Here is a 15,977-nt window from a genome sequence, read left to right as displayed (position 1 = left end):
TGGATAGAGTACCTGACTACGAATCAGGCGGTTAGAGGTTCGACTCCTCTAGGGTGCATTTTTCTTTTTAACTCGGGAAGTAGCTCAGCTTGGTAGAGTACTTGGTTTGGGACCAAGGTGTCGCAGGTTCGAATCCTGTCTTCCCGATTAAACATTTGGATACTTAAGGTATTTTTTTATTCTTAATGAATTACTTCTTTGTCAACTGTAGTGGGTTGAAGAAAAGATAAGCTAGAGAAAGGACAAATTTCGTCCTTTCTTTTTTGATGTTCAGAGCGATAAAAGTGCGTTTTTTGAAGTTTTCAAAGTTCCGAAATCCAAAGGCGTTTCGTTTGATAAGTTTGATGAGATTATTGGTCGCTTCCAATTTTTCGTTGGAATAAGGTAATTGAAGAGCGTTGACGATTTTTTCTTTGTTCTTTAGAAAGGTTTTAAAGACAGTCTGGAAAAGAGGCTGAATCTGCTTCAGATTGTCCTCAATGAGTCCGAAAAATTTCTCAGGGTCTTTGTTCTAAAAGTGAAAAAGCAAGAGCTGATAGAGATCATAGTGGTGTTTTAAGTCTTCTGAATAGCTCAAAATCTTGTCTAGGATTTCTTTATTGGTTAAGTGCATACGAAAAGTAGGACGATAAAAACGCTTATCACTGAATTTACGACTATCCTGTTAAATGAGCTTCCAGTAGCGCTTGATAGCCTTGTATTCATGGGATTTTCGTTCAAATTGATTCATAATTTGAACACGCACACGACTCATAGCACGGCTAAGATGTTGGAGTAAAACAGTCCAGTGGACTGTTTTAGCCTGAGCCTAAAAATTTGAAAGCGAAGCTGTTTAGCCAAGTCATAGTAGGGACTAAACATACCCATCGTAATGATCTTCACTCGATATCGGACGGCTCTATCATATTTAAGAAAGTGATTTCGAATGATAGCTTGTGTTCTACCTTCAAGAACAGTGATGATATTGAGATTATCAAAATCTTGTGCAATGAAGCTCATCTTCATCTCCCGATTGAAACAGTCACTCCCCTGACTGTTTCAACATACCAGGACATAATCTTTGGAAGCCGAGAAAAATCATGCTTACAGTGAAAATCATTGAGCTTGCGAATGACAGTTGAAGTTGAAATGGCCAGCTGATGAGCAATATCAGTCATAGAAGTCTTTTCAATTAGCTTTTGAGCAATTTTTTGGTTGATGATACGAGGGATTTGGTGATTCTTCTTGACGATAGAAGTCTCAGCGACCATCATTTTAGAGCACTGATGGCACTTAAAACGGCGCTTTCTAAGAAGAATTCTAGTAGACATACCAGTTGTTTCGAGGTAAGGAATTTTAGAAGGTTTTTGGAAGTCATATTTCTTCATTTGATTTCCACAATCAGGACAAGATGGAGCATCATAGTCCAATTTAGCTATGATTTCCTTGTGTGTATCCTTATTGATGATGTCTAGAATCTGGATATTTGAGTCTTTAATATAGAGTAGTTTTGTGATAAAATGTACTTGTTCCATATGATTCTTTCTAATGATGGTTTGGTCACTTTTCATTATAGATTTTATGGGACTTTTTTTCTACAACAAAATAGGCTCCATAATATCCATAGAGGATTTACCTACTACAAATATTATAGAGCCATTTGTTAAAAGTAGCATTTTTTAAGGAAAAATACTATCTATATATTTTTCTAAATATGGTAAAATAGTAGGAGAATAATGTGAGGAAAATGAATGTCAAATAATTTTGAAATTTTGATGAATCAACTGGGGATGCCTGCTGAGATGAGACAGGCTCCTGCTTTAGCGCAGGCTGATATTGAGCGAGTGGTGGTTCATAAAATTAGTAAGGTATGGGAGTTTCATTTCGTATTTTCTAATATTTTACCAATTGAAATCTTTTTAGAATTAAAGAAAGGTTTGAGTGAGGAATTTTCTAAGACAGGAAATAAAGCTGTTTTCGAAATCAAGGCTCTGTCTCAAGAATTTTCAAATCAACTCTTGCAGGCCTATTATAAAGAGGCTTTTTCTGAAGGGCCATGTGCTAGTCAAGGTTTTAAGTCACTTTATCAGAATTTGCAAGTTCGTGCTGAGGGAAATCAACTCTTTATTGAAGGTTCTGAGGCGATTGATAAGGAACATTTTAAGAAGAATCATCTTCCTAATTTAGCTAAACAACTTGAAAAGTTTGGTTTTCCAACTTTTAACTGTCAGGTCGAGAAGAATGATGTTCTGACCCAGGTGCAGGAAGAAGCTTTTCATGCTGAAAATGAGCAGATTGTTCAAGCTGCAAATGAGGAAGCGCTCCGTGCTATGAAACAACTGGAACAGATGGCACCTCCTCCAGCGGAAGAGAAACCAACCTTTGATTTTCAAGCCAAAAAAGCTGCAGCTAAACCAAAGCTGGACAAGGCGGAGATTACTCCTATGATCGAAGTCACGACGGAGGAAAATCGTCTGGTCTTTGAAGGGGTTGTTTTTGATGTGGAGCAAAAAGTGACCAGAACAGGGCGTGTTTTAATCAACTTTAAAATGACAGACTACACTTCAAGTTTTTCTATGCAAAAGTGGGTTAAGAACGAGGAAGAGGCTCAGAAGTTTGACCTCATCAAGAAAAATTCTTGGCTCCGAGTTCGTGGGAATGTGGAGATGAATAACTTTACACGTGATTTGACTATGAACGTGCAGGATGTGCAGGAAGTTGTTCACTATGAGCGTAAGGATTTGATGCCAGAAGGTGAGCGTCGGGTTGAGTTTCATGCTCATACTAATATGTCGACCATGGATGCTCTACCAGAGGTAGAAGAAATCGTTGCGACAGCTGCTAAGTGGGGACACAAGGCGGTTGCCATCACGGACCACGGAAATGTCCAGTCCTTCCCACACGGATATAAGGCGGCTAAGAAAGCGGGAATCCAGCTGATCTATGGTATGGAAGCCAATATCGTGGAGGACCGTGTCCCTATCGTCTATAACGAAGTGGGGATGGATTTGTCCGAAGCAACCTATGTGGTCTTTGACGTGGAAACGACGGGGCTATCAGCCATCTATAATGACTTGATTCAGGTTGCGGCCTCTAAGATGTACAAGGGGAATGTCATTGCCGAATTTGATGAATTTATCAATCCTGGGCATCCCTTATCGGCTTTTACTACTGAGTTGACTGGAATTACAGATGACCATGTCAAAAATGCCAAACCACTGAAACAAGTTTTGCAAGCATTCCAAGAATTTTGTAAAGATACGGTCCTAGTCGCCCATAATGCCACCTTTGATGTTGGCTTTATGAATGCCAATTATGAGCGTCATGGTCTGCCAAAGATTAGTCAGCCGGTTATTGATACGCTGGAGTTTGCTAGAAACCTTTATCCTGAGTATAAACGTCATGGTTTGGGGCCTTTGACCAAGCGCTTTGGTGTGGCTCTAGAACATCACCACATGGCCAACTACGATGCGGAAGCTACAGGTCGCCTGCTTTTTATCTTTATCAAAGAGGTAGCAGAAAAACATGGTGTGACTGATTTAGCTAGACTCAATATTGATTTGATTAGTCCAGATTCTTATAAAAAAGCTCGCATCAAGCATGCGACCATCTATGTCAAGAATCAAGTAGGGCTGAAGAATATCTTTAAACTGGTTTCCTTGTCTAATACCAAGTACTTTGAAGGAGTGCCACGGATTCCAAGAACGGTTCTAGATGCCCATCGGGAAGGTTTGATTTTAGGATCAGCCTGTGCAGAAGGTGAAGTTTTTGATGCCGTCGTTTCTCAAGGTGTGGATGCGGCAGTTGAAGTGGCCAAGTATTATGACTTTATCGAGGTTATGCCTCCAGCTATCTATGCTCCCTTGATTGCCAAGGAGCAGATCAAGGATATGGAGGAACTCCATACTATTATCAAGAGTTTGATAGAGGTTGGGGACCGTCTTGGTAAGCCCGTTCTAGCCACGGGGAATGTCCACTATATTGAACCAGAAGAAGAGATTTACCGTGAAATTATTGTCCGTAGTTTGGGACAGGGAGCGATAATTAACCGTACCATTGGTCACGGTGAGCATGCTCAACCAGCTCCGCTACCTAAGACTCATTTTCGAACAACCAATGAGATGTTGGATGAATTTGCCTTCTTGGGTGAGGAACTGGCTCGTAAACTGGTCATTGAAAATCCTAATGCCCTGGCAGAAAACTTTGAACCCGTTGAGGTGGTTAAGGGTGACTTGTACACGCCTTTCATTGATAAGGCTGAAGAAACTGTTGCTGAGTTGACCTATAAGAAAGCTTTTGAGATTTATGGAAATCCGCTGCCAGATATTGTTGATTTGCGGATTGAAAAGGAATTAACATCCATACTGGGGAATGGATTTGCTGTGATTTATCTAGCATCGCAGATGCTGGTGCAACGTTCCAATGAACGGGGTTACTTGGTTGGTTCTCGTGGATCTGTCGGATCTAGTTTTGTTGCGACCATGATTGGGATTACGGAGGTCAATCCTCTCTCTCCTCACTATGTTTGCGGTCAGTGTCAGTACAGCGAGTTTATCACCGATGGTTCGTACGGTTCAGGATTTGATATGCCTAATAAGGACTGTCCAAAATGTGGTCACAAACTTAGCAAAAATGGGCAAGATATTCCGTTTGAAACTTTCCTTGGTTTTGATGGAGACAAGGTTCCCGATATTGACTTGAACTTCTCGGGAGAAGATCAGCCTAGTGCCCACTTGGATGTGCGTGATATCTTTGGTGAGGAATATGCCTTCCGTGCGGGAACGGTTGGTACGGTAGCTGCCAAGACTGCTTATGGCTTTGTAAAGGGTTACGAGCGAGATTATGGCAAGTTTTATCGTGATGCAGAGGTAGAACGCCTCGCTCAAGGTGCTGCTGGTGTCAAACGAACGACAGGCCAACACCCGGGGGGAATCGTTGTTATTCCTAACTACATGGATGTCTACGATTTTACGCCTGTCCAGTATCCAGCAGATGATGTGACGGCTGAATGGCAGACCACCCACTTTAACTTCCACGATATCGATGAGAACGTCCTCAAACTCGATGTACTGGGACATGATGATCCGACCATGATTCGGAAACTTCAGGACTTGTCTGGGATTGACCCTAATGAAATCCCTATGGATGACGAAGGTGTGATGGCCCTCTTTTCTGGGACGAATGTGCTTGGCGTGACGCCGGAGCAAATCGGGACGCCAACGGGCATGCTGGGAATCCCAGAGTTTGGGACTAACTTTGTACGTGGGATGGTAGATGAAACCCATCCGACGACTTTTGCAGAATTGCTTCAGTTGTCAGGGTTGTCCCACGGTACCGACGTTTGGCTGGGCAATGCTCAAGAGCTGATTAAGCAAGGAATAGCAGACCTATCAACCGTTATCGGATGTCGGGATGACATCATGGTTTACCTCATGCACGCTGGTTTAGATCCTAAGATGGCCTTTACCATCATGGAGCGAGTGCGTAAGGGACTGTGGCTTAAAATCTCAGAAGAAGAGCGCAATGGTTATATCGAGGCCATGAAGGCCAATAATGTGCCTGAGTGGTATATCGAATCTTGTGGAAAAATCAAGTACATGTTCCCTAAAGCCCATGCAGCAGCCTACGTTATGATGGCCCTTCGTGTAGCCTACTTCAAGGTTCACCATCCGATTTATTATTACTGTGCTTACTTCTCCATCCGTGCCAAGGCCTTTGATATCAAGACCATGGGAGCGGGCTTGGATGCCATCAAACGCAAGATGCAAGAAATTGCTGAAAAGCGGAAGAACAATGAAGCTTCCAACGTAGAAATTGATCTTTATACCACACTTGAAATCGTCAATGAGATGTGGGAACGTGGTTTCAAATTTGGCAAGCTAGATCTATACCGTAGTGATGCGACTGAATTCATCATCGATGAAGACACCCTTATCCCGCCGTTTGTCGCTATGGATGGTCTGGGAGAGAACGTTGCCAAGCAATTAGTGCGCGCTCGTCAAGAGGGAGAATTCCTCTCTAAAACCGAATTGCGCAAGCGTGGAGGACTCTCATCAACCTTGGTTGAAAAGATGGATGAGATGGGAATTCTCGGCAATATGCCAGAGGATAACCAGTTGAGTTTGTTTGATGATTTGTTTTAAGGGTCTTGGAGGGAAATAGATGAAACTAAGAATTTTCGCGGAAGATAAGCCGGCTGAGAAGGTATTTGACTATCAATTAGAACTTGCTGATCAAACAATTCTTCTATCAACAGCATTCTTGTCAGGCGCTATTGCTTTAGCAGGATTATTCTCTGCTTTGAAAGAAAAATAAAAATAGAAAAGAGAAACAACATGGTTTTACCAAATTTTAAAGAAAATCTAGAAAAATATGCGAAATTGTTGGTTGCGAACGGAATTAACGTGCAGCCTGGCCACACTTTGGCCCTCTCTATCGATGTGGAGCAACGTGAGTTGGCTCACTTAATCGTCAAAGAAGCTTATGCCTTGGGTGCGCATGAGGTCATCGTTCAGTGGACAGATGATGTCATTAACCGTGAGAAATTCCTCCATGCGCCGATGGAGCGTCTGGACAATGTACCGGAATACAAGATTGCTGAGATGAACTATCTCTTGGAGAACAAGGCTAGCCGTCTTGGAGTTCGCTCATCTGATCCAGGTGCCTTGAACGGAGTAGATGCTGACAAGCTATCAGCTTCTGCCAAAGCTATGGGACTTGCCATGAAGCCAATGCGCATCGCAACGCAATCCAACAAGGTTAGCTGGACTGTAGCAGCCGCTGCTGGACTTGAGTGGGCTAAGAAAGTCTTTCCAAATGCTGCGAGCGACGAAGAAGCAGTGGACCTCCTTTGGGATCAAATCTTCAAGACTTGCCGTGTCTACGAAGAAGATCCTGTTAAGGCTTGGGAAGAGCATGCAGCTATCCTCAAGAGCAAGGCAGATATGCTTAATAAAGAACAATTCTCAGCCCTTCACTACACAGCTCCAGGGACAGATTTGACCCTTGGTTTGCCGAAGAACCATGTTTGGGAATCCGCTGGGGCTATCAATGCACAGGGCGAAGGATTCTTGCCAAATATGCCGACAGAAGAAGTCTTCACAGCGCCTGACTTCCATCGTGCAGATGGTTATGTCACTTCTACAAAACCGCTTAGCTATAATGGAAACATCATTGAAGGCATTAAGGTGACCTTTAAAGATGGACAAATCGTAGATATCACTGCTGAGAAGGGTGATCAGGTGATGAAAGACCTTGTCTTTGAAAATGCGGGTGCGCGTGCCTTAGGTGAATGTGCCTTGGTACCAGATCCAAGCCCAATTTCTCAGTCAGGCATTACCTTCTTTAATACCCTTTTCGATGAGAATGCGTCAAATCACTTGGCTATCGGTGCAGCCTATGCAACTAGCGTAGTTGGTGGAGCGGAGATGAGTGAAGAAGAGCTTGAAGCTGCGGGGCTTAACCGTTCAGATGTTCACGTAGACTTTATGATTGGTTCTAACCAAATGGATATCGATGGTATCCGTGAGGATGGGACACGTGTACCACTTTTCCGTAACGGAGATTGGGCAAATTAAGGAGATAATATGATAGGAAGTATGTTCGTTGGTCTCCTAGTGGGATTTTTAGCAGGTACTCTGACCAATCGTGGAGAGCGAATGGGATGTTTTGGAAAAATGTTTCTCGGATGGATTGGTGCCTTTATAGGCCATTTGCTTTTTGGGACTTGGGGACCGGTAATAGCAGGAACTGCCATTATTCCGGCAGTACTAGGTTCCATGATTGTCTTAGCGATTTTCTGGAGACGAGGAAGTTAATCTCTTAAATCTGATACTCAATAAAAATCAAAGAGCAAACTAGAAAACTAGTCGCAGGTTGCTCAAAGCAGTGCTTTGAGGGTGCAGATAGAACTGACAAAGTCAGCTCAAAACACTGTTTTGAGGTTGCAGATAGAACTGACGAAGTCAGCTAAAAGCACTGCTTTGAGGTTGTAGATAAGACTGACGAAGTCAGCTCAAAACATTGTTTTGAGGTTGCAGATAGAACTGACGAAGTCAGCTAAAAGCACTGCTTTGAGGTTGTAGATAAGACTGACGAAGTCAGCTAAAAGCACTGCTTTGAGGTTGTAGATAAGACTGACGAAGTCAGCTCAAAACATTGTTTTGAGGTTGCAGATAGAACTGACAAAGTCAGTAACATATATCTACGGCAAGGCGACGTTGACGCGGTTTGAAGAGATTTTTGAAGAGTATGAAACGAAAAGGAGGTTGGTCATTGAGACAGCCTCCTTTTGAGTATGATATAATAGTTCTATGAGATTAGATAAATTTTTGGTTGCCTGTGCTGTCGGGAGTCGGACTGAGGTCAAAAACTTGCTCAAGGCTGGGCGCGTGACTGTAAATGGTAAAAAAGAAAAATCAGCTAAATTGCAGATTGATGAAAAAATAGATGAGATTCGCTTTGATGGGCAAGTGTTGGAGTATGAAGAGTTTGTCTACTACATGATGAACAAGCCCCAAGGGGTTATTTCAGCGACTGAGGATCCCAAACACAGAACCGTTCTGGACTTGTTGGATGATATTGCTCGGAGCAAGGAAGTTTTCCCAGTAGGACGCTTGGATATTGATACACATGGTCTTCTACTCTTGACCAATGATGGTCAGCTGGCCCATGCTCTTCTTTCACCTAAGCGTCATGTGGATAAGACTTATCTGGCCCAGGTCAAAGGAATTATGACCCAAGAGGATGTAGAGAAATTTTCTCAGGGGATTCCGCTGAAAGACTTTACCTGTCAGCCTGCCAAGCTGGAGCTTGTGTCTGTTGATACAGAAAAGAATCAAAGTCTGGTTCGTGTGACCATTGCAGAAGGGAAATTCCACCAGGTTAAACGCATGGTAGCCTACTGTGGTAAGGAAGTGGTGAACTTGCAACGATTGACTATGGGAACTTTGATCTTGGACGAGGATTTGAAACGTGGAGAATGGCGTCGCTTAAGCAAGGAAGAACTAGAAGGCTTGCTTGAGAGCGTTCACTAAACTGGATAATAGGAAAAGGTAGGGAAATATTCCTGCCTTTTTCGATTTTTGGTTGCTTCCTTTGTGAAAAGAGTTATAATAGACTGTAGAATAAAAGGAGGAATCTATGAACGCGATTCAAGAATCATTTACAGATAAATTATTTGCCAACTATGAAGCAAATGTTAAATACCAAGCGATTGAAAATGCTGCTAGTCACAATGGAATTTTTGCCACTCTCGAGCGTCGTCAAAGTCATGTAGACAACACACCAGTTTTCTCATTGGATTTGACTAAGGACAAGGTCACTAACCAGAAGGCTTCTGGTCGTTGCTGGATGTTTGCTGCTCTCAACACTTTCCGCCACAAACTCATCTCTCAATACAAACTTGAAAACTTTGAATTGTCACAAGCCCACACCTTCTTCTGGGACAAGTATGAAAAATCTAACTGGTTCTTGGAGCAAGTGATTGCGACTGCTGACCAAGAATTGACAAGCCGCAAGGTTAGCTTCCTACTCCAAACTCCACAACAAGATGGTGGTCAGTGGGATATGGTCGTTTCTCTCTTTGAGAAATACGGTGTCGTTCCTAAGTCTGTTTATCCAGAGTCTGTTTCATCTAGCAATAGCCGTGAGCTTAATGCCATCCTTAACAAATTGCTTCGTCAAGATGCTCAAATCTTGCGTGACCTCTTGGCTTCTGGCGCAGACCAAGCGACTGTTCAAGCTAAGAAAGAAGACCTCTTGCAAGAAATCTTTAATTTCCTTGCTATGTCACTAGGTCTCCCACCACGTAAATTTGACTTTGCTTATCGTGACAAGGATAACAATTACCAAAGTGAAAAAGGCATCACTCCACAAGAGTTTTACAAGAAATATGTCGACCTTCCATTAGAAGACTACGTTTCTGTGATCAATGCTCCAACTGCCGATAAACCTTACGGTAAATCTTATACAGTTGAGATGTTGGGAAATGTTGTTGGTAGCCGTGAAGTTCGCTACATTAACGTACCCATGGAACGCTTGAAAGAATTGGCGATTGCTCAAATGCAAACAGGAGAAACTGTTTGGTTTGGTTCAGATGTCGGCCAACTCAGCAACCGTAAAGCAGGGATTCTTGCGACAAATGTCTATGATTTTGAATCAAGCATGGATATTCAACTGACTCAAGACAAGGCTGGACGTTTGGACTACAGCGAAAGCTTGATGACCCACGCCATGGTCTTGACAGGTGTGGACTTGGACGAAAATGGCAAATCAATCAAGTGGAAGGTTGAAAACTCATGGGGCGACAAGGTTGGTACAGATGGTTACTTTGTTGCCTCAGATGCTTGGATGGACGAATACACCTACCAAATCGTTGTTCGCAAAGAATTGCTGACAGCAGAAGAACAAGCTGCTTATGAAGCAGAACCAATCGTGCTCGCACCATGGGATCCAATGGGAGCCTTGGCTGAATAATACTCTTCGAAAATCTCTTCAAACCACGTCAGCTTCGCCTTGCCGTAAGTATGGTTACTGACTTCGTCAGTTCTATCCACAACCTCAAAGCAGTGCTTTTAGCTGACTTCGTCAGTTCTATCCACAACCTCAAAGCAGTGCTTTTAGCTGACTTCGTCAGTTCTATCTACAACCTCAAAACAGTGTTTTGAGCTGACTTTGTCAGTTCTATCTACAACCTCAAAACAGTGTTTTGAGCTGACTTTGTCAGTTCTATCTGCACCCTCAAAACAGTGTTTTTAGCTGACTTCGTCAATTCTATCTACAATCTCAAAGCAGTGCTTTGAGCAACCTGCGGCTAGCTTCCTAGTTTGCTCAGTATAAAATCATAAAAAAAAGGAATCAGGTTTAGAACCTGGTTCCTTTTAAGTTGCTTGATTACATGATGTGAAGAACATGTGCCACAATACCCACTGCGAAGAGTGCAAGGATAATAGTGATTGGAGATACTTTTTTCTTAAGCAAGTACATGCAAAGGAAAGTAAGGAGTAGTCCTGATAGTCCAGGAATCAACATATCCAAGTTTTGTTGGAAAGTAGTAACTTTTTCAGGTGTTTGAGACAATCCTTGTCCTACTTGTGCGAATGCTTCTTGGATACCTTTAGATCCTTCTGGCAATTTATCCCAATGGATATAAGCTTTTTCATCTAGTTGAACTTTGGCAACATCGAAAGCAAATTTAATATTTACCCAACGTTGAACAAGGACAGCAAGAATGAACATACCAAGGATAGAAGCTCCTTTAGTGATATCTTGAAGGATACCGCCAGACATATCTTTAGTGATTTCTGATCCAGCCTTGTATCCAATCTCTTGTGTATACCACAAGAATGACATACGAATCAAGTTCCAAAGAACGAAGAAGAGGATTGGACCTAAGATATTACCAGTAAGGGCAAGTGAAGCACCGAGTGATCCAAGGATTGGGCGTACTGTAAACCAGAATACTGGGTCACCGATACCAGCAAGAGGTCCCATCATACCGATTTTAACCCCTTGGATAGCAGCATCATCGATTTCAACACCGTTAGCACGTTCTTCTTCAAGTGCAAGAGTAACCCCCATGATTGGAGCGGCTACGTATGGGTGAGTGTTGAAGAACTCAAGATGGCGTTCAAGAGCAGCGATTTGATCTTCTTTTTTAGTGTAAAGTTTTTTAAGAGCTGGAATTAATGAGTAAGCCCAACCCAAGTTTTGCATACGTTCATAGTTCCAAGAACCTTGTAAGAAAGTTGAACGCCACCAAACTTTTTTACGATCTGATTTAGTTAATTGAAGTTTTTCAGTCATGATGTTTTCAGTCCTTTCTTATCTTAGTAGTCTTCTAGGATATCGCCGATTGGGTCGTTAGAAGTTGCGGCTCCTCCGCCACCATTTCCACCAGTTTTAGAAAGGTGAAGGTAGATAAGAGCGATAGCAACACCGATGGCACCAAATCCGATTAGAGTAATATCTGACACGGCAGCAAGCACGAAACCAAGAGCGAAGAATGGCCATACTTCACGAGTTGCCATCATGTTGATAACCATGGCGTAACCAACGGCAACAACCATACCACCACCGATAGCCATACCATCTTTGAGCCAATCTGGCATAGCATTTAGAATACTTTGTACGGTTTCAGTTGGTACCATTAGAAGGAGTGCTGCAGGGACTGCAATACGAAGACCTTGAAGAAGAAGTGCGACAAAGTGAGCACGTTCAACTGCTTTGAAGTCACCTTTTTTAGCAGCAGCATCAGCAGTGTGAACCAATCCGACAGAGAGTGTACGGACAATCATGGTCAAGAATAGACCAGCGACTGCAAGAGGGATAGCTACCGCTTGAGCAACACCGATACCTGTCTTCGTAAAGTCGCCACCAAGAACCATGATAATGGCAGCAGCAACAGAAGCAAGAGCAGCGTCAGGAGCTACGGCAGCTCCGATGTTAGCCCAACCAAGGGCGATCATTTGAAGAGAACCACCAAGGATAATCCCTGCTTCAAGGTTACCAGTAACAAGTCCGATAAGGGTACAAGCTACGATTGGTTGATGGAATTGGAATTGGTCGAGGATACCTTCAAGACCTGCTAGGAAGGCTACAGCGACTACTAAGACCATAGAAATAATAGACATCTTTAAAATCCTTTCATAAAATAGATTATTGCACGTTTGCTTTTTTAATCAAGTCAAACAAATCTTTTTTGGTGTCGTTTGGTACTTTACGTACGTCAAATTCAACACCGAGGTCACGCATTTTTTCAAATGTAGCAACGTCGTCTTTGTCCATAGACAATACGTTGTTGACCATTGTTTTACCAGTTGAGTGAGCCATTGACCCTACGTTTAGAGTCTTGATTGGCACGCCTCCTTCGATGGCACGAAGGGCATCTTGTGGTGTTTCAAACAAGATAAGGGCATGTGTTTGACCAAAACGAGGATCTTTAGCAACCTCAATTAGTTTTTGGATAGGAACAACGTTTGCTTTCACTTTACCTGGAGCCGCTTGTTTAATCAATTCTTTACGAAGATCGTCTTTGGCTACGCTATCTGAAGCAACGATGATACGATCTGCTTTTGAGTCTGGAGTCCAAGCAGTTGCAACTTGACCGTGAAGGAGACGTGTGTCAAGACGGGCAAGATTGATTTTCAATTTACCGTCTCCGATAACAGTTCCTTCTGGGATAGCAGCTTGGGCAACTGGAGCAGCTGTAGCACTTGCTACTTCCTCAACTGGATTTAGCTCTTCTGGAAGAGCTTTGATGCCATCTTTGGCTTCTTTAATAATATTCGCAGCAACTTTTTCTACACCTGCAGCAGCGTCCATGAGGCGCTCTGTGTAGGCTTGAATTAACATCGGTAAATTAAGTCCTGTGATGATGGCAAACTTACGCTCAGGATTTTCTCCCATCACGCGGCTAGCTTGGTTGAATGGAGATCCACTCCAAAGGTCAGCCAAAACTAGAACCTCATCTTCTGCGTCAAATGCAGCAACAGCGTTATTAAACTTAGCGTATAGATCATCAGGACCTTCATTTGGCATAAAGGTTACAACTTGAACCTTTTCTTGTTCACCAAAGATCATAGATCCTGACTGATGAATACCCGCAGCAAATTCGCCGTGGCTCGCAATAATGATTCCGATACTCATTATTGTCATTCCTCCTTTTTTGTTTTAGTTTTCATTTAAGAAAACTTTAAGACTAAATAAGTATAAACCGTTTTCATGTAAAAAGCAACTATTTAACATAAAAAAAGAAAAAGCTTTTCTTTGTAAGCGTTGACATATTCGGTTTTTTGAGAGATAATCTTGAAGCCATATTTAAAAATTTAATATAAAAAAGTTGGAAGTTTCTTCCAACTTTTAAAATAGGTTTCTATTAGATTAGTGGGTGAAGTCGAGTACCATACGTCCTTGGATTTGACCTTTTTCCATTTCGTCGAAAATTGCTACGGCATCTTCTACTGGACGTTTTTGGACAACTGGAACTACCAAACCTTCTGCACCGAATTGGAAGGCTTCTTCCAAGTCTTTACGAGTTCCAACAAGAGAACCGATGACTTGGATTCCATCTAGAACGGTTTTGACGATGCTGAGTTCCATCATTTCAGAAGGAAGACCGACAGCGACTACACGACCACCTGCACGAACTGAGTCAACAGCCTGGTTGAAGGCAACTTTTGAAACAGCTGTTACGACAGCTGAATGAGCACCTCCATCAGTTTTTTCCTTGATGAGTCCTGGCACATCTTCGACTTCGAGGCCGTTAATCACAATGTCAGCGCCTACTTCTTTTGCAAGGGCCAGTTTGTCATTGTTGATATCAACTGCGATAACATGAGCATTGAATACTTTTTTAGCATATTGAACTGCGAGGTTACCAAGCCCACCAGCACCATAAAGGACAACCCATTGGCCTGGTTCAACTTTTGCTTCTTTAATAGCTTTATAGGTAGTTACACCAGCACATGTGATAGAAGAAGCTTGGGCTGGATCAAGTCCATCAGGAACTTTAACAGCATAGTCTGCAGTTACAATACATTGTTCAGCCATACCACCATCTACTGAGTAGCCAGCATTTTTCACTCTACGGCAAAGGGTTTCACGGCCAGTTGTACAGTATTCACAAGTGCCACATCCTTCAAAGAACCAAGCAACGCTGACGCGGTCGCCGACTTTAAGGCTCTTAACATCAGGGGCAATTTCTTTGACGATACCAACACCTTCATGTCCTAAAACACGTCCTGGTACTTGACCAAAGTCACCATGAGCAACGTGGAGGTCAGTGTGGCAAACACCACAGTATTCAATTTCTACAAGTGCTTCCCCAGTTTCAAGTGGACGGAGTACTTTTTCTTCAATAGCAACACCAGTGCTTTCTGGATTTACAACAACAGCTTTCATAGCTATCCTCCTTGATATTGGCCGAGAACAGGGACAACAGGACTGGATTGATTTTGTGTCAACAGAGTCGAGTGTGACGAGCTCTCTTGTATTTATATGTGAATTATATCACAAAAGAAAGCCTTTTCCAAGGTTTTGGAGGCAAAAAGTAGAACAATCGATTAACTGGTTGATGAGACTGTGAAAAGAGCACAAAGACCAGCTTACAAGCTGGTCAGAATGAACTATAAGAATAAATTTTGCAGGGTTTTGGCAACCCCATCTTGGTCATTAGTCAGGGCGATTTGCTTATCTGCATAAGGGAGTAGCTCTGGATTGGCATTTTTCATGGCATAGCCCTTTCCAGCAAAAGCTAGCATTTCGGTGTCATTGTGTTCGTCTCCAAAGGCAATCAAATCCTTTTTGTCGCGGTTCATTACCTTGAGCAAGTAGTCCAAAGCAAAGGCTTTATTGACTCCTTTTGGAGTACACTCAAGGATATTGAGCGGACCTCCCCAGGTATTAATAGAAAGTTGATGCTGGTAGAAGGCATTCATTTCTTTTGCCAGGGCATACTTGTCACTGGCTCTGGTCTGAAACAGGATACAGTTAGGGTCCTTGGTTACCAACTCAGACTGAAATTGATCTTCAGGCTGGAAAGCTTCTACACCAAATAGTTTAGGATTGGCAATTTCTTCATTGAGATTTGTGATGTAGAATTTTTTACGATATTCTCCAGCGATAAAATCGGCTTGAATATCTTCTGAACGTTGAACCATATCTAGCAGATATTTTTTATCTACCGTCAAACACTTTTCAAAGCCCCAAACTTGGTCTGGCAAATGAGTGAGAGAGCCGTTGAAATTAATCATAGGAGTGTCTAAGCCTAGTTGGCGGTAGAAATCTTTCGACATGCGGTAAGGGCGACCTGTCGTAATAATAACCTGATGCCCTTTTTCAGCAACTTTTTTAATGGTTTCTTTGGTAAAGTCAGAAATCTGACTATCTGAGTTGAGCAGGGTGCCATCTAGGTCAACTGCAATAATTTTTTTCGTCATATGAACCTTTCTAGTGTCTTTCCAGATAAGATGCCTTCTATTATAACAAAAAGCAGGCAG

The 15,977-nt window shown here is 42.5% G+C and carries 11 protein-coding genes, 1 tRNA gene and 1 pseudogene; 7 read left to right on the top strand and 6 right to left on the bottom strand.

The window, feature by feature from the left end:
• Positions 1-73 precede the first annotated feature (73 nt).
• Positions 74-147: transfer RNA gene (locus tag D2908_RS06800), tRNA-Pro, on the top strand.
• A gap of 43 nt (positions 148-190) precedes the next feature.
• Here the strand turns inward: D2908_RS06800 and D2908_RS06795 are convergent.
• Positions 191-1,514, bottom strand: a pseudogene (locus tag D2908_RS06795) (ISL3 family transposase).
• A 216-nt stretch (positions 1,515-1,730) separates the two neighbouring features.
• On the opposite strand from D2908_RS06795, the gene D2908_RS06790 reads away from it, so the two are divergent.
• From D2908_RS06790 to pepC, 6 genes are all read left to right on the top strand, one after another.
• Positions 1,731-6,122 (top strand): PolC-type DNA polymerase III, encoded by a 4,392-nt coding sequence (locus tag D2908_RS06790; protein WP_117305867.1) that lies wholly within the window; start codon positions 1,731-1,733, stop codon positions 6,120-6,122.
• A gap of 19 nt (positions 6,123-6,141) precedes the next feature.
• The gene (locus D2908_RS06785) at positions 6,142-6,294 is read left to right on the top strand and encodes a hypothetical protein (RefSeq protein ID WP_117305865.1); all 153 of its coding nucleotides are present in this window, start codon (positions 6,142-6,144) and stop codon (positions 6,292-6,294) included.
• A 20-nt stretch (positions 6,295-6,314) separates the two neighbouring features.
• Positions 6,315-7,556: an aminopeptidase gene (locus D2908_RS06780; protein WP_117305863.1), complete on the top strand. Its 1,242-nt coding sequence runs from the start codon at positions 6,315-6,317 to the stop codon at positions 7,554-7,556.
• Positions 7,557-7,565: 9 nt separating this feature from the next.
• Positions 7,566-7,796, top strand: a complete 231-nt coding sequence (locus D2908_RS06775) for a GlsB/YeaQ/YmgE family stress response membrane protein (RefSeq protein WP_117305861.1) — start codon at positions 7,566-7,568, stop codon at positions 7,794-7,796.
• 495 nt (positions 7,797-8,291) lie between these two features.
• Entirely contained in the window at positions 8,292-9,014 is a 723-nt protein-coding gene (locus D2908_RS06770; RefSeq protein ID WP_117305859.1) for a pseudouridine synthase, read from the top strand.
• A gap of 106 nt (positions 9,015-9,120) precedes the next feature.
• The gene (gene pepC / locus D2908_RS06765; protein WP_117305857.1) at positions 9,121-10,455 is read left to right on the top strand and encodes an aminopeptidase C; all 1,335 of its coding nucleotides are present in this window, start codon (positions 9,121-9,123) and stop codon (positions 10,453-10,455) included.
• Positions 10,456-10,872: 417 nt separating this feature from the next.
• Here pepC and D2908_RS06755 read toward each other — a convergent pair whose 3' ends face one another.
• The 5 genes from D2908_RS06755 to D2908_RS06735 form a co-directional block, all read right to left on the bottom strand.
• Positions 10,873-11,784: a PTS system mannose/fructose/sorbose family transporter subunit IID gene (locus D2908_RS06755; protein WP_033676082.1), complete on the bottom strand. Its 912-nt coding sequence runs from the start codon at positions 11,782-11,784 to the stop codon at positions 10,873-10,875.
• Between the two features lie 23 nt (positions 11,785-11,807).
• Positions 11,808-12,611, bottom strand: a complete 804-nt coding sequence (locus D2908_RS06750; protein WP_117305854.1) for a PTS mannose/fructose/sorbose transporter subunit IIC — start codon at positions 12,609-12,611, stop codon at positions 11,808-11,810.
• A 25-nt stretch (positions 12,612-12,636) separates the two neighbouring features.
• Positions 12,637-13,626, bottom strand: a complete 990-nt coding sequence (locus D2908_RS06745; RefSeq protein ID WP_049496144.1) for a PTS sugar transporter subunit IIB — start codon at positions 13,624-13,626, stop codon at positions 12,637-12,639.
• Between the two features lie 234 nt (positions 13,627-13,860).
• Positions 13,861-14,880 (bottom strand): alcohol dehydrogenase AdhP, encoded by a 1,020-nt coding sequence (adhP, locus tag D2908_RS06740; protein WP_117305852.1) that lies wholly within the window; start codon positions 14,878-14,880, stop codon positions 13,861-13,863.
• Between the two features lie 224 nt (positions 14,881-15,104).
• On the bottom strand, positions 15,105-15,917 hold the full coding sequence (locus D2908_RS06735; RefSeq protein ID WP_117305850.1) for a Cof-type HAD-IIB family hydrolase: 813 nt from the start codon (positions 15,915-15,917) through the stop codon (positions 15,105-15,107).
• Between the last annotated feature and the right edge of the window lie 60 nt (positions 15,918-15,977).

The organism is Streptococcus sp. LQJ-218 (genome assembly GCF_003428885.1).
Taxonomy (GTDB): Bacteria; Bacillota; Bacilli; order Lactobacillales; family Streptococcaceae; genus Streptococcus.
This window is presented reverse-complemented; position numbering and strand designations above follow the sequence as displayed.

Bases quoted from the DNA above. Each gene is read 5' to 3' on its own strand.
- D2908_RS06755 (WP_033676082.1), bottom strand. From the start codon at position 11,784: ATGACTGAAAAACTTCAATTAACTAAATCAGATCGTAAAAAAGTTTGG.
- D2908_RS06780 (WP_117305863.1), top strand. From the start codon at position 6,315: ATGGTTTTACCAAATTTTAAAGAAAATCTAGAAAAATATGCGAAATTG.
- D2908_RS06790 (WP_117305867.1), top strand. From the start codon at position 1,731: ATGTCAAATAATTTTGAAATTTTGATGAATCAACTGGGGATGCCTGCT.
- D2908_RS06770 (WP_117305859.1), top strand. From the start codon at position 8,292: ATGAGATTAGATAAATTTTTGGTTGCCTGTGCTGTCGGGAGTCGGACT.
- D2908_RS06745 (WP_049496144.1), bottom strand. From the start codon at position 13,626: ATGAGTATCGGAATCATTATTGCGAGCCACGGCGAATTTGCTGCGGGT.
- pepC (WP_117305857.1), top strand. From the start codon at position 9,121: ATGAACGCGATTCAAGAATCATTTACAGATAAATTATTTGCCAACTAT.
- D2908_RS06775 (WP_117305861.1), top strand. From the start codon at position 7,566: ATGATAGGAAGTATGTTCGTTGGTCTCCTAGTGGGATTTTTAGCAGGT.
- D2908_RS06785 (WP_117305865.1), top strand. From the start codon at position 6,142: ATGAAACTAAGAATTTTCGCGGAAGATAAGCCGGCTGAGAAGGTATTT.
- adhP (WP_117305852.1), bottom strand. From the start codon at position 14,880: ATGAAAGCTGTTGTTGTAAATCCAGAAAGCACTGGTGTTGCTATTGAA.
- D2908_RS06735 (WP_117305850.1), bottom strand. From the start codon at position 15,917: ATGACGAAAAAAATTATTGCAGTTGACCTAGATGGCACCCTGCTCAAC.
- D2908_RS06750 (WP_117305854.1), bottom strand. From the start codon at position 12,611: ATGTCTATTATTTCTATGGTCTTAGTAGTCGCTGTAGCCTTCCTAGCA.